The 17,712-nt window shown below is 56.7% G+C and carries 25 protein-coding genes and 1 tRNA gene; 10 read left to right on the top strand and 16 right to left on the bottom strand.

The annotated features are described in order from the left end of the window. The first annotated feature begins 526 nt into the window (after window positions 1-526). The gene (locus FNU76_RS18785) at window positions 527-2,227 is read left to right on the top strand and encodes a hypothetical protein (protein ID WP_144279615.1); all 1,701 of its coding nucleotides are present in this window, start codon (window positions 527-529) and stop codon (window positions 2,225-2,227) included. A gap of 159 nt (window positions 2,228-2,386) precedes the next feature. Here the strand turns inward: FNU76_RS18785 and FNU76_RS18780 are convergent, their stop codons facing one another. The 10 genes from FNU76_RS18780 to FNU76_RS18735 are packed head-to-tail and all read right to left on the bottom strand — an operon-like array spanning window position 2,387 to window position 7,966. Beyond that, window positions 2,387-2,995, bottom strand: coding sequence for a hypothetical protein (locus tag FNU76_RS18780; protein WP_144279614.1), 609 nt, complete (start codon window positions 2,993-2,995; stop codon window positions 2,387-2,389). Then, window positions 2,995-3,198 (bottom strand): hypothetical protein, encoded by a 204-nt coding sequence (locus FNU76_RS18775; protein WP_144279613.1) that lies wholly within the window; start codon window positions 3,196-3,198, stop codon window positions 2,995-2,997. Before FNU76_RS18775 ends, FNU76_RS18780 begins: the two co-directional genes overlap by 1 nt. Continuing rightward, window positions 3,195-3,635 (bottom strand): RusA family crossover junction endodeoxyribonuclease, encoded by a 441-nt coding sequence (locus tag FNU76_RS18770; protein WP_144279612.1) that lies wholly within the window; start codon window positions 3,633-3,635, stop codon window positions 3,195-3,197. The genes FNU76_RS18775 and FNU76_RS18770 overlap by 4 nt, the downstream gene beginning before the upstream one ends. 23 nt (window positions 3,636-3,658) lie before the next feature. Next, window positions 3,659-3,874 carry a hypothetical protein gene (locus FNU76_RS18765; RefSeq protein ID WP_144279611.1) on the bottom strand — a complete coding sequence of 72 codons (216 nt, stop codon included), beginning with the start codon at window positions 3,872-3,874 and terminating at the stop codon, window positions 3,659-3,661. After that, window positions 3,871-4,179 carry a nuclease domain-containing protein gene (locus FNU76_RS18760; RefSeq protein ID WP_144279610.1) on the bottom strand — a complete coding sequence of 103 codons (309 nt, stop codon included), beginning with the start codon at window positions 4,177-4,179 and terminating at the stop codon, window positions 3,871-3,873. The genes FNU76_RS18765 and FNU76_RS18760 overlap by 4 nt, the downstream gene beginning before the upstream one ends. Beyond that, a complete protein-coding gene (locus tag FNU76_RS18755) occupies window positions 4,176-4,607 on the bottom strand; it encodes a recombination protein NinB (protein ID WP_223879090.1) in 432 nt (143 codons plus the stop codon). Before FNU76_RS18755 ends, FNU76_RS18760 begins: the two co-directional genes overlap by 4 nt. Continuing rightward, window positions 4,604-5,536: a DnaB-like helicase C-terminal domain-containing protein gene (locus FNU76_RS18750; protein ID WP_144279609.1), complete on the bottom strand. Its 933-nt coding sequence runs from the start codon at window positions 5,534-5,536 to the stop codon at window positions 4,604-4,606. Before FNU76_RS18750 ends, FNU76_RS18755 begins: the two co-directional genes overlap by 4 nt. Further along, complete coding sequence (gene dnaB, locus FNU76_RS18745; RefSeq protein ID WP_179958188.1) at window positions 5,533-6,918, bottom strand: replicative DNA helicase; 1,386 nt, start codon at window positions 6,916-6,918, stop codon at window positions 5,533-5,535. The genes FNU76_RS18750 and dnaB overlap by 4 nt, the downstream gene beginning before the upstream one ends. A gap of 5 nt (window positions 6,919-6,923) precedes the next feature. Then, window positions 6,924-7,754: a replication protein gene (locus FNU76_RS18740; RefSeq protein WP_144279607.1), complete on the bottom strand. Its 831-nt coding sequence runs from the start codon at window positions 7,752-7,754 to the stop codon at window positions 6,924-6,926. Beyond that, window positions 7,751-7,966: a hypothetical protein gene (locus FNU76_RS18735; protein WP_144279606.1), complete on the bottom strand. Its 216-nt coding sequence runs from the start codon at window positions 7,964-7,966 to the stop codon at window positions 7,751-7,753. The genes FNU76_RS18740 and FNU76_RS18735 overlap by 4 nt, the downstream gene beginning before the upstream one ends. A 361-nt stretch (window positions 7,967-8,327) precedes the next feature. On the opposite strand from FNU76_RS18735, the gene FNU76_RS18730 reads away from it, so the two are divergent. Then, window positions 8,328-9,056, top strand: coding sequence for a LexA family transcriptional regulator (locus tag FNU76_RS18730; RefSeq protein WP_144279605.1), 729 nt, complete (start codon window positions 8,328-8,330; stop codon window positions 9,054-9,056). 316 nt (window positions 9,057-9,372) lie between these two features. On the opposite strand, the gene FNU76_RS18725 is transcribed toward FNU76_RS18730, so the two are convergent. Next, window positions 9,373-9,627: a hypothetical protein gene (locus FNU76_RS18725; RefSeq protein WP_144279604.1), complete on the bottom strand. Its 255-nt coding sequence runs from the start codon at window positions 9,625-9,627 to the stop codon at window positions 9,373-9,375. Window positions 9,628-9,907: 280 nt separating this feature from the next. On the opposite strand from FNU76_RS18725, the gene FNU76_RS18720 reads away from it, so the two are divergent. The 8 genes from FNU76_RS18720 to FNU76_RS18690 all read left to right on the top strand — a co-directional run bounded on the left by FNU76_RS18720 (window position 9,908) and on the right by FNU76_RS18690 (window position 14,264). After that, window positions 9,908-10,147: a hypothetical protein gene (locus FNU76_RS18720; RefSeq protein ID WP_144279603.1), complete on the top strand. Its 240-nt coding sequence runs from the start codon at window positions 9,908-9,910 to the stop codon at window positions 10,145-10,147. Window positions 10,148-10,292: 145 nt separating this feature from the next. Next, complete coding sequence (locus tag FNU76_RS24175; RefSeq protein WP_179958187.1) at window positions 10,293-10,439, top strand: hypothetical protein; 147 nt, start codon at window positions 10,293-10,295, stop codon at window positions 10,437-10,439. Window positions 10,440-10,457: 18 nt separating this feature from the next. Then, complete coding sequence (locus FNU76_RS18715; protein WP_144279602.1) at window positions 10,458-10,955, top strand: siphovirus Gp157 family protein; 498 nt, start codon at window positions 10,458-10,460, stop codon at window positions 10,953-10,955. A gap of 9 nt (window positions 10,956-10,964) precedes the next feature. Further along, window positions 10,965-11,630: a DEAD/DEAH box helicase family protein gene (locus FNU76_RS18710; protein WP_144279601.1), complete on the top strand. Its 666-nt coding sequence runs from the start codon at window positions 10,965-10,967 to the stop codon at window positions 11,628-11,630. 20 nt (window positions 11,631-11,650) lie between these two features. Then, entirely contained in the window at window positions 11,651-12,307 is a 657-nt protein-coding gene (locus FNU76_RS18705; protein WP_144279600.1) for a hypothetical protein, read from the top strand. A 179-nt stretch (window positions 12,308-12,486) separates the two neighbouring features. Beyond that, on the top strand, window positions 12,487-12,723 hold the full coding sequence (locus FNU76_RS18700) for a hypothetical protein (protein ID WP_144279599.1): 237 nt from the start codon (window positions 12,487-12,489) through the stop codon (window positions 12,721-12,723). Between the two features lie 240 nt (window positions 12,724-12,963). Further along, a complete protein-coding gene (locus tag FNU76_RS18695) occupies window positions 12,964-13,389 on the top strand; it encodes a helix-turn-helix domain-containing protein (RefSeq protein ID WP_144279598.1) in 426 nt (141 codons plus the stop codon). Then, window positions 13,305-14,264 (top strand): tyrosine-type recombinase/integrase, encoded by a 960-nt coding sequence (locus FNU76_RS18690; protein ID WP_505638040.1) that lies wholly within the window; start codon window positions 13,305-13,307, stop codon window positions 14,262-14,264. Before FNU76_RS18695 ends, FNU76_RS18690 begins: the two co-directional genes overlap by 85 nt. Before the next feature lie 42 nt (window positions 14,265-14,306). On the opposite strand, the gene FNU76_RS18685 is transcribed toward FNU76_RS18690, so the two are convergent. The 5 genes from FNU76_RS18685 to FNU76_RS18665 form a co-directional block, all read right to left on the bottom strand. Further along, window positions 14,307-14,382: transfer RNA gene (locus FNU76_RS18685), tRNA-Thr, on the bottom strand. Between the two features lie 132 nt (window positions 14,383-14,514). Then, entirely contained in the window at window positions 14,515-14,904 is a 390-nt protein-coding gene (locus FNU76_RS18680; RefSeq protein ID WP_144279596.1) for an SMI1/KNR4 family protein, read from the bottom strand. 431 nt (window positions 14,905-15,335) lie between these two features. After that, window positions 15,336-15,833, bottom strand: coding sequence for a GNAT family N-acetyltransferase (locus FNU76_RS18675; protein WP_179958185.1), 498 nt, complete (start codon window positions 15,831-15,833; stop codon window positions 15,336-15,338). Between the two features lie 192 nt (window positions 15,834-16,025). Beyond that, complete coding sequence (locus FNU76_RS18670; protein WP_144279595.1) at window positions 16,026-16,772, bottom strand: hypothetical protein; 747 nt, start codon at window positions 16,770-16,772, stop codon at window positions 16,026-16,028. Between the two features lie 138 nt (window positions 16,773-16,910). Further along, window positions 16,911-17,669 carry a pyridoxine 5'-phosphate synthase gene (locus FNU76_RS18665; protein WP_144279594.1) on the bottom strand — a complete coding sequence of 253 codons (759 nt, stop codon included), beginning with the start codon at window positions 17,667-17,669 and terminating at the stop codon, window positions 16,911-16,913. Between the last annotated feature and the right edge of the window lie 43 nt (window positions 17,670-17,712).

Below are 17,712 nucleotides of genomic sequence, written 5' to 3'. Positions count from 1 at the left end.
CCTTCGCGGCATCTCGAAGCCTGACGACGGCTGGCCCGACGCGCGCTGCCCAACGACGGTGCAGCGGTCGCAGGTGATGCTACTGAATGCGAAGTTGAGCGTATGCATGGGTTTTTTCAGTTCGGATGCTGGGAGGTCCCGTTGATCATCATGATCACCGTAACAGCATGTCAGGCACTGGTCGGTGGGACAGCGCACATAGAGAAAAGCGATTCCGTTGCGATGAGACACTCTAAGGTGCAGTTCGGCCTGTAGCGATCGCACTCATGGGGCCGCCGCGAGTGCGGGTTTTGTCGAAAATGGCACCGGCCGCCTCTTCTCATACCCCAACGACGGAAACGAAAAAGCCCGCTCAGCGTTAACTGGCGGGCTTGGACGTACCTTCCTTTGGAAAGTAGCAAGACTATACCTTATTTGTACGGATTTGGGAAGCCTCGGACCAGATTGACGCCAATTCTTATGCATTCTCTTATCCGAGACGCTATGTTAATGGCAGCGCCATCGCTATTTTTTCGAGATATTTACGATGAAGGAAGTTTGCTACTGGGCATTCTGCTTTGCTCCTCCCTCTGGAAGTCCTCCCAATAAGATATTCGGATTTTCAGAATTCCTTGCAGCAGTTGCTTTGTTAGCGATTGTTTATACAATAACAGACGTCCGATATAAATTTCGAATTGCTGTCGCCCCTGGGCCACTCTATAAATCTACGTTTGCCGTAATGACAATAATTGGATTGCAAACGTTATTAACGGAAGTTTGGATAAACGAAAAATGGTGGACTCTTAGCCCCACGTGGCTCACTCTCAGTATTTGGCAGGGTATATTTGGCTTATTGTTCTTAGGGACATTTCTAACCTGGATGTATTATGCGTTTCTTTACCCGGCCATATTCGGAAAGCGCAATGCAGAACGTTATAGGATGGAACTTTATCGCTACATTTTACGTGGCGATGAGGATGAACTTAAGATAATTGCACACGAAGTTGCGTTATCAGCGAAATCCTTGGTAGCCAAATCGTACTGCATTCCGAATCCATACCACGATGTGAACAAACCGCTCATAACTACTTCTAATGTTACAGAGACAGGAAAGCATGCGGGCAGCATTTTGCTACTTATAGCAAATCGCAAATTCTGCCGACAAATCGTTGGCGCCTCTCCAGTTACTGCGCAAGAAATTTTTAATGCAATGTCCAATACCAAGGTATTCAACATTCCAATAGGGCATTTTGCGCGAAATATAACGATTGAAGCAATTGCACACGGAGAGTCTTTCCTTTACGAGGAGGCCGAAGGTTTCAATTCGGGACTGTTGGGTTATATAAAACCAGTTAGTCAAGCCGTGTACGGAGATTTCAATCTTATTGAAAGTTTAGCTACCTACTCCATATCAGCATTTGATATTAGCCCCGAGGAACAGTACAAATGGAAGAGCACGCAATGGGAAGCGTACTACACTGCCTTCCTATACACGCTGGAAGATTGCTTGACAATGGATCTTCAATTGCAACGATCCCTCCCTGTGTCGTTAACGTTCATGCGGATTCAACAAGCATTTCATGACATTAAAAATATGGACGAGCTAAAGGCATATAGCGGTGATACACTACATAGGCTTGTCGTAGCTGCCAATTTTATCGAAAAGGCAGTTAATTTAATAAGTTCGCAAAAATTACACCCGGTGCTATCTCATGGAGTTAATAATCGCCCCCGTTTAAATGGCATTCTTGATGATGTGGCGGAATTGATTTTTGAGATATTTTTCACACTTTCCTGTATAAGAAAATCAATAGGGCTTGAAGAAAATTTCAATCGCAGTTTTTTGTGGGGTTCACTTTGGGGGCTAGGAAAACCAGGGGCTGCGTGGAAGATAATAAGACTGAAGGTTCGACGTCTCTTGTATGATTCGATCACTTTTTTGGCTAAAGCGCCAAATCCTAAAGACTCCCGAATCCTTGGCTTGTGTTTAAACGAGCTTGGCTTCACCACTAATAAAAATGATCGATCAACCCACGCACTAAAAAAAGTTACTATTTCATGGGTAAAGGAAAACTATCTTAAGCTAAGGCAAAAAAGCCCAGCAATAGCTGAAACTGTTTTAATTGGGCGCCTCAGTTTCGACGAAGCTGAAAGCCGTTTGGTCCTAACGCATTCAACAAAGATATATCTAGACCTACTGCGCCCTGAGGACTCTAGCCATGGTGCGATAGTGGCCGACGAAATCTGAATTTAAAGCCATGGCTCCGGCAACATGGTAAGCAAGGCAGCCGAAGCTCAACCTGCCTAATATTTTTTCTAATCTAAATTTAGCTAATTAAATTAAGGCCTCCCTTTTAGTCCATTCGCTTCAGTGGTAGCAATAAAAACACCATGCCGGGCATGAGGCTTAATTTGTTAAGCAAGTATCGCTTTCTACGAGTTCAGGCGAAAACCGGACAAGCAGTCTGTCCGCTGCCTGGTTCTCCAGCTCGATGACCCGCCCTCGTACCCGCTTGTACACGTCGGCAAAGGTCGTATGCGCCATGCCCAGCTTGGCCGCCACTTCGCGGTAGCCACCTTCCACCACCCGACGATCCGACACCCGCGCGACGATCAGGTCGATAGTGTCGCGGTTGTAGCGGCCGAACGAAGGTGCCAGATATTCCGATAGCGCCCGGATTGCCTCGTAGCGAATCGGCGAAAACAGGAAGCGGCGTTTACCGTTTTCTTCGACCCGCTCGGCGGGCTCATAGCGGGCCACGATGGCGCAGCGCTCTTCCCAAGGCAGATGATCGTCCACCATCTGGCGAATCATGGCGCATTGGGCCCGGACTTCTATGCGGTCCAGGCCGCTGAAGTCCACCGAGGTATTCGTCGTGCCAGGCTCTTCCCAGATGCCCAGATCCATCATGATGCGGCGCAGTGCCTTAGTCATGGCGCTTTCGGCGCCAATCTCGTAGGCCTCGATGGTGTAGGCGAAATGCAGTGCTTGCGGCACGCTCTTAAAAATTGCCATTAGCGGGCCCCCTTACGTTGTCCATACAGTTCAGTTGCGATATTGCTCAGATGCAGGCGATCCCAGTCGTCGCGAACATCGTCCAATCGCACCACCAGCACGCCTTGCTTGTGCCAGGCGGCGGCGCGCAGTTGCTTCAGTTCGGTATCGTCTGCCGGGCCGGTCGCGGCATGGCCGGCGAGACTGCTGCGTAGTGTCTTCATACGGCCTCCCCCTCAAGCGACCGAATAGCTACGGACACACCGGATAGTTCGCCATAACGCTTCTGTTTGCGGACCTCGACCACTTGCACGTCGTCGCGCCAGACCATGCCGTTCAAGCCGTCAAAGATGGCCTTTTCGATATTGTCGATATCGGGCTTGGTAGTCGGCAGCACTCGACCAGCGAGGGCATGCTCGCGGCGACGCTTGGACCAGGAGCGCGGTACCGAGACGGTGATGTGCATGGTCACGGCGACGGCACCCTCCAGCGGTGTAGCGCCATCCATCGCTTGTGCAGCGCGATGCGCGACCAAGCCCTCGTAAGCGACGGTCTTCTCCGGCGTCTTGATACCGGCCTTTTTGCCCCAGCGCACGATACGACCGCGGCCTTTGCCTTGCGGCTCGCCGGGAATGGTAAAACTGAGTGTCTTTAGATCCATATTGCTTTCTGTTGTTATCGGGTTCATGTCCAATGCGGCCCCATTTTCGGGAGGCTGACCGCATAGCCGGTTTCAGTGAAGGCACCGCATCTGGCTGCCCAGGCGGTGGGATTAGGCGGGCCGCTGAGCGAGCCAGGCATATAGGGCGTGCCATCCGCCTTGCGCACCCGGCCATGCAGGATGGCGCCGCAGTTGGCGAAGACCGATAGCTCGGCGCAGCGTCGGCAGTCCGGGCTCATCCGGCCACCTTGACCAGGCCAAGCTCTACCCAGCGGCGCAAGGTCCGGCTTTGGGCGCGGCGCAGATACCAGTCCTTCTCGCCCGGTGCGAAGGTATGCCGTACGCGGCCGTCGATGGCGTCATGGCATGCCCAGCACCCGAATGCGGCGCTGATGTCGTCCGCCTTCAGTCCCATGCCGTGGCTTTCATCCGGCAGATGGCACAACACGACGGTGTCGGTCCGGTCCTGGCATACGCCTGCGATCTGGAAGGTGCAGTCTTCGCCCTGGGCACTGCCGCGCAGTTTCTTGCTGTGGATGCTCATCGGCTAGCCTCCGCCATCCAGGCCGGCGCAGACCAGCGCACATTGCGTTCCGACCCGAAGGCATACATCAGCTCGAACATGTCGCTGAACCAACGTTTCGATTGCCGGCGGGTTGACACGCCCAGGACGACGAAGCCGCCGCCCTCCAGGGCAGGCACGACACGCTGCTTTTCCAGGGCTGCCGAAAAGACGTGCTTCCACTCCTCGGCAGTCAGCCACTGGCCGTACCACTCCACCTGGCGAGCAACGTCGGCCAGCATGGCCCACATCTTTTCGTTCTGCTCGCTGCTGCGGGCGTCGCCGGCTTCCACTCGCAGGCGGGCCACCACGCCAGCATCGACCAGGCCCTTCACCTGCTGCCACACCCGCAGCATGATTGGGCGCAATGCAGGTTCGGCCGGCACGCGATATTCCATGCGTTCGCTCAATATGCAGACTCCGCGTAGCGTTGGTCGGGTGATGTGTAGTGGGCAGGTGACGCATCCACGAATCTGGCGCACGCCGACTGCCAAGCTGCCAGTACCACGCCTGTTTTTCCCATCCGATGCTTCGCCAACACAATGTCCGCCGCCGTTTGATCAACAGTCGGGTCGTAATACCCCGAACGGTGGAGTAACAGGACCACATCCGGATAGTGCTCAATGACTGACAAGTAGCGCAGGTCGGTCAAGCTGGGGAGGGAGTAAGCGTCTAGCTGTGCAGGCCGCTTGTGCAAATGCCCCATCAGCACGATGCAGATATCCAGCTCTACAGCCAGGCGCTTCAAGCGGGAGATGGCCATCTCCAAGGACAAGGCCAGTCCGGCGCCATCTTCCGCGATCAGATGGAGATGATCGACGACCAGCAGCGACAGTCCTCGCTCGCGTTTGAGCTTGCAGGCATCTCGGGTGAGTTGCGCAACCGTGCGGCGCGTGCGATCTACGAACCACATCGGCATGGGCGACAGTTGCTCGGCTGCAGCTAGGTATCGGCTGAGTTCCTCGTCGGATAATCGTGCGCTTTTGATCTGAGAAAGGCTCACGCCGCTTGCGGATGCCACGAAGCGCGCCCCCAGCTGAGCTGCCGACCTTTCGAGGCTGTGGTAGGCAGTAGCAACGCCCGCCTGGGCATTGGCTAGCGCAATGCCCACGCCCAGCCCCGTCTTGCCGATGCCAGGCGGACCATCGACCAAAACCAGCTGGCCCGGCTGCAGGCCACCGCCCAGCAGTGCGTCCAAATCCGTCAGTCCCGTTGTCAGGGTGTGCAGTTCGTTATTTCGGGTCATGCGCTTCTCAATTCCTTGGGTAAATTGCTTGTCGGCATCTGTTGTGCCGGCTTGTTGGTAGGGCTGTTTTGATGCTGCGGTCGTATCGCTCATGCAAACCCGCCTCTACGCGCGGTGGGTTTGGGTGCCACCGGTGCCGTCCAGTCCTGCGACAGATTGCGGAAGCGGCTGTATTGGCCCTCGAATACGGCCCGTACCCACTTGCCCGACTCGCCCATGCGCTGCTTGGCGATACCGATCTCGGCCACGCCCTTCCAGGCGGAATCGACGTTGTAGTACTCGTCTCGATAGGCAAACAGGATGGTGTCGGCGTCTTGTTCAATGGAGCCGGACTCACGGAGGTCAGCCATCTGCGGATGCTTGTCCATACGCTCTTCCACCTTGCGCGACAGCTGGGACAGGGCAATCACCGGGCATTGCATCTCCTTGGCCAGGGCCTTGAGGCCGCCGCTAATCTTGGTGATTTCGTTGACGCGGTTTTCCGCACAGGGGTGTTGCATCAATTGCAGGTAGTCCACCACGATCAGCCCTAGGCCACCGTTCTTGCGACGCAACTTGCGGCACTTGGCGCGCACCTGTGCAACTGTCAGCGCTGGCCGGAAATCGATTTCCAGCTTCAGCGCGTCGATCTTGCCCAGCGCGGCCACCATGCAGTGCTGATCATCTTCAGACAGCTCGGCCCGCATTAGGCCACCCAGGTCCACACTGCCCAAGCTGGCGATCTGGCGCATGCCCAGTTGTTCGCGGCCCATCTCCATGCTGAAGACCGCTACTGGCGCACGTTCGGCCAGCCGCTCGGCGATGTTCATCGCCAGCACGGTCTTGCCCATACCGGGCCGGCCGGCCACGATCACCAAGTCACCGTCGCGGAAACCGCCACCCAGTGCGGCATCCAGCTCGGCAATGCCGGTTTGTACGCCTCGTGGTGTGTCGCCAGCCTCCAGCGTTGCCTGGATTTCCAGCACGGCGCTGTGCGCTACCTGGGAGGCGGTCACGGTGTCGGCATCGCAGGCATCGGTGTCCGCCAGCGATTCGATCTGTGCCGCCACGCTTTGCAGCACTTCGGTCGGCGAATGCTCCCAGTCGCCCGCTTCCAGCCGTTCGATCAGCGAAGAGGCAGCCGAGATGCCACCGCGCATCATCGCCTTCTCTACGATGATCTCGGCGTAGCGCTTCACATTGGCCGAGCCAATCGAGTTGTTCACCAGCGAGGAGAACCAAGCCAGGCCGCCCAAGTCGTTCAGTTGGCCACGCTGTTCGAGCACCTCCGCGACGGTCACCGCATCGATGGGGCGATTCGCATGGAACAGGCCCAGCATGACCGAGTAGACCAGGGCGCATTCCGGCAGGAAGAAGTGGCGCGGCAGCAGCTGGTCGGCAAGGTTGTCCAGGGCGTAGCTGTCGATCAGCAGGCCAGCGATCAGCGCGGTCTCGGCGTGTTCGCTGAACAGCACCGGCAGTGGGGGAAGGGTCATGTCGCTCATTCGCCCACCCCATGCACGGCAGCCGCTTGCTTGCCGGCGGTGGTCAGGTACTTCTCACCCTGCTGGTTTTCCGCCCACAGCCGGTACCAGTCAGCACGAACGCACAGCCGGAAGGCAGCACGCCAGTCCTTGTAGGTCTTCACGCCGTCCAAGTGACGGTCACGGAATTCGCACCAGCAGAGACGCAGGAAGTCTCTCGGGATGCCAGCCTGCTCGGCGTACTGGAACACCGAGTCGCCTTCGGGAATCGGCGTCTCGCCAGCAGCCTTCGTCGTCTCCAGCCAGGCACGCATCGTCTGCTCGGTCCGCTTCTGCCGTGGCGCTTTTTTCGCTGGGGGGACTACAGGGGGTTCTTCTTGTCTTTTGGAGTTGTCTATTGTGGGGGGGAATTCACCACGAATAGACGTGGGAATTTCACACGAACGTGGGGATTTCTGGATAGAACGTGGCGATTCCCCACGAACGAGATTCCAGCCCGATATATCAAGGTTTGGCGCGATTTCAGTACCAATGGCACGACGTTGGCCGCGCACGATCAAACCCATGGATTCCAGGGTCATCAGGGCACGCCGAACGTCGCCTTCGTCCATGGCGACCATCTCGGCCAACTGGGTGGTGGCGATGAAATCCGAGGCCTTGTTGTAGCCCACAGTCTTGCGCAGGATGGCGCGGAAAACCCGCTCCTGCTGCTTGCTCAAAGGCGAGCGCAGCAGGGCATCCTCGACCGTGGTGGGGATGGCGACGAAGCCATGCTGCATACGCCTCTCCTGCACCGGTTCAGCGGCCTCGGCAGTACGGTAATCGACCAGACGAACGACGCTACTCATGACGCCACCCGCTCTGCCCAATGCGCAGCCATGCGCTGACGCTGTTCAGGCGATCGCGCCCGGATTTCGCCCAGGAAGCGGCTTTGTATGCGGCGAGCAGCCACAATATCGCCAGCGGTATAGGCGGCTGCCATCAGGGCCCGGAAGCGCTCGATACGACGTTCACGCAGCCAGTCGGCAATGCGCTGGTGCAATTTCTTCAGTTGTTTCATAATTCCCTTCGTTCTTTGCCTGAACACCAAGCCCCGCACCCGGCGCGCCAACGCCTGCGGGGCTTTTCACATTGCCCCTGGTCATTCAGCGGGGATCGACTCTTGCTGTACTTTCCACCACGCTCTTAGGACATCTGGGCGGAGGCGAGCGATTCGGCCAATGGCTGCGTCCGGAAGGGCTTCCGGCCAGCTGTTCACAGTTGATTTCACCGTATCAAGAGCCCGTGCTACGGCGGTCTGCGTCCCAAATTGTGAAATGACAAATGATCGTTTCATGACTATCACCTTTGTGTTGTGAACATATAGTACATATTTATGTACATATTCACAACACCAATCTTCGTACCACTTTGTACGAAAGATGCGTAATAATACGAATATGCGTACTCTCTCCGAACGATTGCTCTACGCCATTGAACAAGCTGGCGTTACTCAGGCCGACCTCGCACGCCATCTCGGCGTGCCTCGGTCGACGGTAAACCAATGGTTCAGTGGCCGATCCAAAAACCTGTCTGCAATGTATGGCGCTCGCGCGGCGGCGTACTTGGGGGTAGATCCGCTGTGGCTGGCATCTGGAGAAGAGCGCATATCACCTCCGGGCCCAGGGAACATCGTCACTGAGCTACGTCCCACCCGTGTGTACGACGAAGGTGACCCATTAGATGATGATGAAGTAGAAGTAGGGAGATTGACCTTGACGTTACATGCCGGTACCAACCGGCTTCAATGGGAAATAGATACAAGCGAAACACTCCGATATAGTCGTAGTTGGTGCAATCGGAAGGGTTTCGAGCCGAGCAAACTAGCCACTATCCTTGCGGACGGCGACAGCATGTCCCCCGAGGTAAAAGACGGGGCCACGGTCACCGTCAATACTGATGATGTCAAACCACGAAGCGGCTATGTCTACGCCGTCGATTACCAAGGCGCGTTCTACTTCAAACGGCTATTCGTCGAGCCGGATGGGGCAATTCGAGCCAGCTCCGACAATCCAGATAAAGTCCGACATCCGGATTGGGTGATAAAGCAAGAGAATGCAGACGCTCTATCGGTCATAGGTAGAGCCGTACAGGTACAAAACGACATGTAATTGAGCTTGACGGGCAGTGTCCAACATCCGGGGCACAACAGGCTCTTTGACGAATTCTCCGGGGGCCATCTGTAAATGGCCTCGCATATTTACCCCATCGTAGCTGTCTTCTCCCAGTCTTCTCCCGCAGTCCTCCCGCAGTCCTCCCGCAGTCCTCCCGCAGTCCTCCCGCAGTCCTCCCGCAACATCTCCTCCTCCTTCCAGAAGTTCACAATTTCTAACTCCAGTGCGTACATTTTTATTGACTGCGTAGTTCTCATTAACGTACAGTCTTGTTCACACCACGGCACATCAACCGTACAGCTCTTTACACAACTCAGCAGGAAACAACGCCACGGTCCAAAACCGATGCGATGCACAGCCGGAAGCGCAAGAGCGGACTGGCTGGCAGATGGGCATAAAGCCCTTCGCGCAGATGAGGTAGCGGACACGCGGAAAGCGCCAGCCGGTGGCGCGAGATCACCGGACGCGTCGCCCAGCCACCGTAAGGCTGAGGGTGCCGCGCTTCACACGATAAGCGCACAAGCGAGCCGATAGAACTTTTGAAGATTGGTCGGTTGGCTTGTTTCATGGAAGTCCCTCCACCATGGCACATGGGGCGCCGTTAGGCGGGAGCAACGCGACGCAGCCGCGAATGTGCTTAAGCTGCTGACCACCCGGAAAGTCGGGTGCCTTCAAGTCCGGGAATTGGGCTGCCAGTCTGGTCGGAAGCCTTTGTGGCAGTAGCACTGACCAGTTCCCGGACTTGAGGGCTTGCCCCTCACCCCCTTCGCCTCGGACGCCTGGTAACGCAGGCGTTTTTCGCCGCTCGCTGCGTTTGCAGTGCGCGGCGATTTTTTTGGAGTCCCTGCTTGCTGTCATTTACCCGCTTTGTCCTCTACCGGGGCGTCGAACTGGAAGTTACCTACGACTACGCACCACCAGAAGCACGCAGTGCCTTTTATCCCGGCTGCGCTGAGGAATACATCACTACGCGTGCCATGGCGGGCGACGTCAACATCCTGCCGCTGCTGAACGAGGAACAGATCCTCGAAATCGAACAGGTGCTGGGCCAGCGCGAGGACAGCGACTGCTGGCGAATGGCTGCATGAATGTCCGGGCTGAACTATGTTGGTACCACTGTTGCACGGTTTGTCACAACACAGGCGATGCCCAGGGGTGCGGTTTTCTCGACTGTGCCCACTGCGGCAGCGCCGACATCATCGCGGGCTACCTAGCCCGCCAGAAAGCCCCTCAATGATCCCACCCTCTACCAGCCGGCCAGCGCTGGAAACCTCCCCTGTCGAGCCCACACCGCAAGCCTGGCAAATCGCTGCCTGGGCCTGTCTATGGCTGGTCAGCTGGGTCGGCCTATCCGCCCTGGTCGGCTGGCTTGAACCGTGACTTTCTAAAAGGAGATGCATGACCGCTTTATACGTACTCGCCAAGGAATACCGTCTGACCGCCGAAAAGCTGGCCGATTTAGACCTACCGCAAGACATGGTCGCTGACACCCTCGAAGGATTGGCCGGCGCCCTGGAGCATAAAGCGACCAATGTCGCCATGTTCATCCGCAACCTCGAAGCCAATGTCGAAGCCATCAAGGGTGCCGAGAAGCAAATGGCGGAGCGCCGCCGCGCGATGGAAAGCCGGGCTGAAAACCTGCGCGACTATCTCAAGGGCGCAATGCAGGCCACGCAGATCAAGGTGATCGAAAGCCCGTACTTCAAGATGGCCATTCGAGACAACCCACAGAGCGTGGTGATCGACACCGCCAGCCAGATCCCGGCGAAGTTTATGCGCCAACCCGATCCCCCACCGGCCCAGCCCGATAAGAAGCTCATCGCCGCGGCCCTCAATGCCGGCGAAGAAGTCTCCGGCGCCCGCCTGGTGCGTGGCTCCCGTCTCGACATTCGATAAGGAAAGCCCATGAGTATTGCCACCATCGTCCTGGGCGAATCCGGGACGGGTAAGACCTATAGCCTGCGCAACCTCGATTCCGCACAAACGCTGTTGATCCAGGCCGTGCGCAAGCCCTTGCCATTCCGAGCGACGGGCTGGGCGCGCATGGACAGAGAGAAGAAACAACCCGGCAATATCTTCGTCAGCGACTTCAGCGCTCGCATCATCAACCTGATGCAGAAGACCAGCCGCAAAATCATCGTGTTGGACGACTTCCAGTATGTGCTGGCGAACGAGTTTATGCGGCGATCCAACGAGAGGGGGTTCGACAAGTACACCGAGATCGGCCGGCATGCCTGGGACATCCTCACCGTCGCCAACAACCTGCCCGACGACGTGCGGGTCTACATCCTGGCCCATACCCAAAACGACGAATACGGCCGGGTGAAGATGAAGACCATCGGCAAGCTGCTGGACGACAAAATCACCCTGGAAGGCTTGTTCACCATCGTGCTGCGCACCGTGGTGACGGATCGCCGGTTCCAGTTCAGCACGATCAACAACGGTAGCGACACGGTCAAGGCGCCGCCCGACATGTTCCCCGACCAACTGATCGACAACGACCTGGCTGCTGTGGATACCTGCCTATGCGACTACTACGGCATTTCGACCACGCATGCACCCGCTGCCTAATACTCCAATAAGGAATCTGCATGACCCGTTCTTATAATCTCGACACCAAGGCCGCCGAAAAGGCCGATGCGAAATCCAGCCGCATCCAAACCACGGGCGAGTATATCGGCGCCTTTAAATACGCCATTGCGGTCAAATCCAGCCGCACCGGTACCGAAGGTATCGAACTGCATTTCGAGGATACCGATAAGCAAGAGGCGCGCATTACGCTGTGGACGGCCAAGGCCAGTGGCGAAATGCTCACAGGCAATAATGTGCTGCACGCCATCATGACGTGCCTATCCCTACGTGGCATCCAGGCCACGCGGCAGACAATCGAGCTATACGATCACAAGGCCGGCGCCAAGGTGCCGAAGGATGTGGAAACCTATCCCGACCTGGCCGGCAAGCGCATCGGCCTGCTGCTGCAACTAGCGCCCGAGGAATACCTTGATCAAGCGCAAGAAATTAAGGTCGCCAACCGGATAGATCTGTACAGCGTCTTCAACCCGGATACCCGCATGCTGGCCTCCGAGATTCTGCGCCGGGCACCCAAGGCCGAGATGCTTGATCGAATGAAGGCCTCGCTCAAGGACAAGGCGCTCAAAAAGCTGTCGGTGGGCAAGAGCAATGCTCCCCAGGCCGGTCCGGCTAGCGGCGGTGGCTTTGATGATTTTGAAGATGACATCCCATTCTGACGCCCTCTCAAAGACCGAAATCCGTCCGTAATTCGCCGATTAGCCTGAAAAGGACTACGGCGTAGGCGGATTGGTCATCTCCCTTCACCAAGCCCCCACAGCCCGAAAAGCTGGGGGCTTTTTCCTGCCCGGACGAGACAGAGCGCCGGTGTCGGGATACTCATACAGGAAGCTACCCCATGTATTTAGACGCCAGCACGCTGTCCGGCGGTCACGCCGACGACGACGCCCTGATCGAATTGCAGTACCACAACGCCAATCTGGCAGTACGGGCGGATATCGCCGAAATGCACCTGAAAGCCCTTCAGCGCGATACCGCAATCGCTATCGCCGCACTACGCCGCATTGCCAACGCGGACATGGCGCCGGTAGCAGTCGTGGCTGCCGATGCGCTCCGCCAAATGGTGACGGTTTAACGACGTAGCCAATGAATACGGAGAAAGCATTGAACAGAACGAATACCAGGGCACTTTTAGTTGCCGCATTGCAGATTGGCAGCAGCGTGACTGCCAACGACTTGGCGCATTGCCTGAGCCTCGACATAAAGGCCGTTTCCGTAGAACTGCTGGCTATGGCAGCAGAGGGAGCGGTCGTCGTTGAATCCTGTCGCGGTCTACCCGACCGGTACAGCCTTCGTAAGGTAGGGAAGGGTGCAGATGCAGACCAATACGCTTGAGCAGGCCGCAGCGCTGGCGCAATGCTATTCGGAGACCCTGCGGCTGGTTTCGGCGGCAGTAGCCGGGGTTTCGAGGATGGAAACCTTCGATCTGAAACAGGCGGCAGCATTGCTGCATCTTCACCCGGAAACGCTTCGGCGCCGTACCAAACAAGGCACCGCTCCAGGCAGGCGTGTTGGCCGGCGTTATGTCTTTCTCGGCGACGACTTGGCTGCGTACATCCGTGGCGATTACACTACCGGCGCGCGGCAAGCGTCGGCAATGAAGGAAGAAAAATGCCGATTTTTAAGCACCAAGATAGCGCCTGCTGGCACGTTGATATCGTCTCGCCAAGTGGCAAGCGAATTAGACGCTCTACTGGGACCGAAGATAAACAAGCAGCGAAGGAGTATCACGACAGCCTGAAGGCCGAACTCTGGCGGGTCCAGTATTTGGACGAAAAGCCAGAGCGCTCGTTTGAAGAGGGGGCGTTGCGCTGGTTGAATGAGAAGAAGAACAAGAGGGACATCGTCGATGACAAGACGATATTGCGGTTCTGGCGAGAGCATTTGAGCATGCCGTTACATGAAATCCGGGGCGGAATGGCTTTGGAAATTGTGCATCAACTGGACGTGAGCAACGCTCGAAAGAATAAGTACCTCGCCGTACTGCGGGCGCTGTTACGCAGAGCCGAGCGCGCGTGGGAGTGGATAGATAAGGCACCAAATTTCACCATGTTGCCGGAACCAAAGCGTCGAATACGTTCGCTAACAAAGGAGCAGGCGTTGGCACTAGTGGATGAGTTGCCAGAGCATCAGCAGCGGATGGTGATTTTTGCACTGGCAACAGGTCTGCGACAAGGGAACGTGCTGGGTCTGACCTGGGGGCGTATCGACTTGGACAGGCGGGTGGCTTATATCGACGGCGATGACTTCAAGAACGGTGACGATCACGGTGTCCCGCTGAACGATTCCGCAGTTGATATTGTCCGACAGTGCATTGGAAATCACCCGACCCATGTGTTCACCTACCGAGGCAAGCCGATCAAGCAAGCGAACACGAAGGCATGGCGGAACGCATTAGAGCGGGCAGGGATTGTGGCGTTTCGCTGGCACGACCTACGGCATGCGGTAGCTACCTGGCTGGTGCAGGACGGCACCCCACTTTTTGCAGTGCAGGAGTTTTTTGGATGGAAAGATGGAAAGATGGTGCGACGCTATGCGCACCTGGCACCACAGCATCTTGCACAGTACGCAGCGGGGTTGGACACCCGTTTACGACGAGATTCTGCCAGAGGATGAGAAAAGGCCACCGTGCAGGGTGGCCTAAGTACTTGATTCTATTGGTGCCGATGAGAGGAATTGAACCCCCGACCTTCGCATTACGAATGCGCTGCTCTACCAACTGAGCTACATCGGCACACTGCGTCTGATTGCTGATGCAATCAGGCAGAAGTCGGCGATTATAGCGGCGTGGAGCGCGCTTGGGAATATCCGCCGCACAGATCCTTGTACTGCTGCTCGGCTTGGCGCCAAGCGCCAGGACATGCCCTTAACGCAAGGAACCTATAAAACCAGCAAATTCCGGCGCCACCACGCGCGCGTTTTGCAAATCCATTCCGATTAATGGAACTTGGACGACCGGATAAGGGGCTTGCCTGGTATCGAAGGCAAATCCTTGCCCTTCTCCATCGGAGCCAAACAACACCAAGCCTGGCGCATGCGCTTGGACTTGATATTCACGATTGATTTCAGCCAATTCTTCGGCCGACCAGAGAACCACGTAGTTTTCACCAACAGTCCCCTTCCCGCCATTGGTTTTTTCCAGCAACTGCTTGTAGGCAGTAGGAAGCTGCCAATTCAAGTCGGCCTCTGCATTTTCAATCGCCTTGCCCGACGCGCCAGGCTCGGTGTCAAAGTCCTTAACCATCTTTTCATCCATTCCTGATTTCCCTTTTTATCTCCACCTTGGAATATACGATTCCAATGCCTTCTGCAAGGCATTCCACCAAGGCGTCACTACTGAATAATGATCAGATCCAGCAAGGATTGCCCGCTTATTTACGTCAGCGGGATCCCGTCGAATTTAACAGATTGCACTCGCTGCCTCGGTCGTTGCCTTACCGAGGACGAGACAAAATGGCGCGAATTATATCGCAAGTCTTCGCTGTACAGCCTACCCTTGGCGCACCATGCTTAAAAAACAGGCAGCAACGGACAATCAGCGTTCTGCCAAGGCTTTAGCTGACTTATTCCTGACTTATACCTCTGCTTGTCCACAAGGGATGTGGACAGCTGACGCTGTTGGAGCCGGATTCCGGGCCATGCGGCAAGACATTCCACCGAGCGATGGTGGAATCTAATAATAAGATTTTAAATACCCATTTCCAGTTCGCCGTCCAAGCGCAGGCGCCGAGAAACCACCCAATGATTTTTTCCCAGGCGGAGAGTTTTCGTGAAGCCTTGTTGCTCGAACATCGACACGGTGCCGTTATGAAGGAAAGATGAGGAAACCGCCCTGCCTGCCACATCTTCCGGGTAGCTTTCCACCACCCCGCCGCCGAGACGAGCGATTTCCTGCAAGGCACCTTGGAGCGCCGCACTTGCAACACCCTTACCGCGATAGGCTTTGTCCACGAAAAAACAGGTGATCCGCCAATCAGGCAGCTGGGTACAGCCCGCGCGATAAGCGCGCTGATGCTTGATGCGGGGAAGCTCCTCCGGGGGACCGAATTGGCACCAGCCTGCCAAGGTTGTGCCGTCGTATACCAGGGCGGCATGGGCGCGTCCTTCACGGACTCGGCAGGTCTTTTCGGACCGGTTCTGTGCCGCGGTCTTACCGCGGCCCACGCCTTCCGGATGAAAACCCATGCACCAGCAACCGCCCCAGACGCCATTATGGCGTTCAACCAGGCCGGCAAAGTCCAGCCAGGGTGGATGCGTCGAGGGACTGGATGCGGAAGCTGATCATGGTGCTAACCCTATGCGATTGCCTTCATTCTGGCAAAGACCCGTGCGACGATCCAGGGTCTTTTAACAGAGATGGCCGCAATGGCAGCACGATTAACGGATGTTTACCGGGTTGACTGCGTGGCCCGAGTAGATTCGGTTGCGGAATCCCTTACCACAGTAGCTTTTTCCCTTAACCGTGCTGAACCAATGTCCGATGGTATAAAAATCGGTCGTCAGGAAATAAGTCCCCTTGGCAAGGAAGCCGGAAAATACCGTTTCCTGGTATGCACCTGGATAGCCATTGAATTGCGGGAAATATTGCAGCTCTTTAACCTTGCGATCCCGCAGTGGCGGTTCCGCATCGGATACGGTCTCGAATCCCAGCGTGCCGTTGAATTGCATATAGGTTTTTACGCTCCAGGGCGCGGCGGGATTCATTTCCCACAGTCTTGCGCTCAGGTAATGGCGCTGGGTAGGCGCGAGCATCGTAATGTTGTTCACGAACTGGCCATCGATGTAGCCGTTCAGGCCGATACCGCCGTTGATCACGTCACCGCCATTTTGCAGCTGAGGACGAATTTCAACGGGCTGATTGCTCGTGGCATCCAGGCCAGGGGTATAGGCCGTATTTGAACCGGCGTTCAGCGTCCGAAATGCCGGCGCACCTGTACCCGTCCATTGCTGCCCCCACACGAAGCTTGGCGATGTAGGCGTATCCCCCATGGTTAGCACCATCGGCAAGACATTGGCGCATTGCGGCTGCGGGAAGCTATCGATGACTTGACCCAGTGTCGCCGCCTGGGCCATGCCTGCGATAGTGCTGATCAAAACGGCCATCACGTGGTTTGTAGACTGCATATCTTACTTTCCACCTCAAAAGGTTAAATAAACCATGATTGTTATTAACAAACAACCATAGTTTAACATACCCTTTCCAGGCCGCGCAGCCGCCTGTTTCCGCCGTACCTGAATTTAACTACGGTTAATGGCCCTTGCTTAGCCCCGCGCGGCCGCTATCACTGCCAGGTATTTGCGCACCGTCGGCGCCAAACCGTCATAAATCGCCTCGCCGATCAAGGCATGGCCAATCGATACTTCCGCCACATTGGGCACGGTGCGGAGGAACACGCCCAGATTGGCCTGGTTCAGGTCATGCCCGGCATTGACCGCCAAGCCCACGGCCTGGGCGCGTTCGGCCGCCTTGGCACATAGATCCAGTTCGCGCCCGCAATCTCCCGCTTCGAAAGCATGGGCGAATGGCCCGGTGTAGATTTCGATGCGGTCGGCGCCGATCTCGGCGGCATGCTCGATATGCGCGGAATCGGCATCCATGAACAGGCTGACCCGACAACCGGCGGCTTTGAGTTCGCGTATCAAGGGCTTGAGCCGCTGGGCGTCCTTCAGCAGATCGAAGCCATGGTCCGAGGTGATCTGGCCGTCGGCATCCGGCACCAGGGTGGCTTGCTGGGCGCCGGCTTCGGCGCACAGTTCCAGCAGGCCCGGGTAGCTATCGCGTGCCGGCGCGAAAGGATTGCCTTCGATATTGAACTCGGCGGCGCCGCCGCGCAGCAGCTTGGCCAGCGTGCGCACATCGTCCGGCCGGATATGGCGCAGATCGGGGCGCGGATGTACGGTAATGCCGCCGCAACCGGCTCCCAGGCAGGTCGTGGCGGCTTGCGCCACGCTGGGCAATGTGTCGCCGCGGGAATTACGCAGCACGGCAATCTTGTTGATATTGACGGACAGTACGGTCATACGGCTTTCTCATACGAAAACGCCCGGCAGGACCGGGCGTTGA

The sequence above is a fragment of the Chitinimonas arctica genome, assembly GCF_007431345.1.
GTDB lineage: Bacteria > Pseudomonadota > Gammaproteobacteria > Burkholderiales > Chitinimonadaceae > Chitinimonas > Chitinimonas arctica.
This window is presented reverse-complemented; position numbering and strand designations above follow the sequence as displayed.

What these genes read in the sequence shown, in the direction of transcription:
- FNU76_RS18785 (WP_144279615.1), top strand. Translation starts at nt 527, where the DNA reads ATGAAGGAAGTTTGCTACTGGGCATTCTGCTTTGCTCCTCCCTCTGGA.
- FNU76_RS18780 (WP_144279614.1), bottom strand. Translation starts at nt 2,995, where the DNA reads ATGGCAATTTTTAAGAGCGTGCCGCAAGCACTGCATTTCGCCTACACC.
- FNU76_RS18775 (WP_144279613.1), bottom strand. Translation starts at nt 3,198, where the DNA reads ATGAAGACACTACGCAGCAGTCTCGCCGGCCATGCCGCGACCGGCCCG.
- FNU76_RS18770 (WP_144279612.1), bottom strand. Translation starts at nt 3,635, where the DNA reads ATGGATCTAAAGACACTCAGTTTTACCATTCCCGGCGAGCCGCAAGGC.
- FNU76_RS18765 (WP_144279611.1), bottom strand. Translation starts at nt 3,874, where the DNA reads ATGAGCCCGGACTGCCGACGCTGCGCCGAGCTATCGGTCTTCGCCAAC.
- FNU76_RS18760 (WP_144279610.1), bottom strand. Translation starts at nt 4,179, where the DNA reads ATGAGCATCCACAGCAAGAAACTGCGCGGCAGTGCCCAGGGCGAAGAC.
- FNU76_RS18750 (WP_144279609.1), bottom strand. Translation starts at nt 5,536, where the DNA reads ATGAGCGATACGACCGCAGCATCAAAACAGCCCTACCAACAAGCCGGC.
- dnaB (WP_179958188.1), bottom strand. Translation starts at nt 6,918, where the DNA reads ATGACCCTTCCCCCACTGCCGGTGCTGTTCAGCGAACACGCCGAGACC.
- FNU76_RS18740 (WP_144279607.1), bottom strand. Translation starts at nt 7,754, where the DNA reads ATGAGTAGCGTCGTTCGTCTGGTCGATTACCGTACTGCCGAGGCCGCT.
- FNU76_RS18735 (WP_144279606.1), bottom strand. Translation starts at nt 7,966, where the DNA reads ATGAAACAACTGAAGAAATTGCACCAGCGCATTGCCGACTGGCTGCGT.
- FNU76_RS18730 (WP_144279605.1), top strand. Translation starts at nt 8,328, where the DNA reads ATGCGTAATAATACGAATATGCGTACTCTCTCCGAACGATTGCTCTAC.
- FNU76_RS18725 (WP_144279604.1), bottom strand. Translation starts at nt 9,627, where the DNA reads ATGAAACAAGCCAACCGACCAATCTTCAAAAGTTCTATCGGCTCGCTT.
- FNU76_RS24175 (WP_179958187.1), top strand. Translation starts at nt 10,293, where the DNA reads ATGATCCCACCCTCTACCAGCCGGCCAGCGCTGGAAACCTCCCCTGTC.
- FNU76_RS18715 (WP_144279602.1), top strand. Translation starts at nt 10,458, where the DNA reads ATGACCGCTTTATACGTACTCGCCAAGGAATACCGTCTGACCGCCGAA.
- FNU76_RS18710 (WP_144279601.1), top strand. Translation starts at nt 10,965, where the DNA reads ATGAGTATTGCCACCATCGTCCTGGGCGAATCCGGGACGGGTAAGACC.
- FNU76_RS18705 (WP_144279600.1), top strand. Translation starts at nt 11,651, where the DNA reads ATGACCCGTTCTTATAATCTCGACACCAAGGCCGCCGAAAAGGCCGAT.
- FNU76_RS18700 (WP_144279599.1), top strand. Translation starts at nt 12,487, where the DNA reads ATGTATTTAGACGCCAGCACGCTGTCCGGCGGTCACGCCGACGACGAC.
- FNU76_RS18695 (WP_144279598.1), top strand. Translation starts at nt 12,964, where the DNA reads ATGCAGACCAATACGCTTGAGCAGGCCGCAGCGCTGGCGCAATGCTAT.
- FNU76_RS18680 (WP_144279596.1), bottom strand. Translation starts at nt 14,904, where the DNA reads ATGGATGAAAAGATGGTTAAGGACTTTGACACCGAGCCTGGCGCGTCG.
- FNU76_RS18675 (WP_179958185.1), bottom strand. Translation starts at nt 15,833, where the DNA reads ATGGGTTTTCATCCGGAAGGCGTGGGCCGCGGTAAGACCGCGGCACAG.
- FNU76_RS18670 (WP_144279595.1), bottom strand. Translation starts at nt 16,772, where the DNA reads ATGCAGTCTACAAACCACGTGATGGCCGTTTTGATCAGCACTATCGCA.
- FNU76_RS18665 (WP_144279594.1), bottom strand. Translation starts at nt 17,669, where the DNA reads ATGACCGTACTGTCCGTCAATATCAACAAGATTGCCGTGCTGCGTAAT.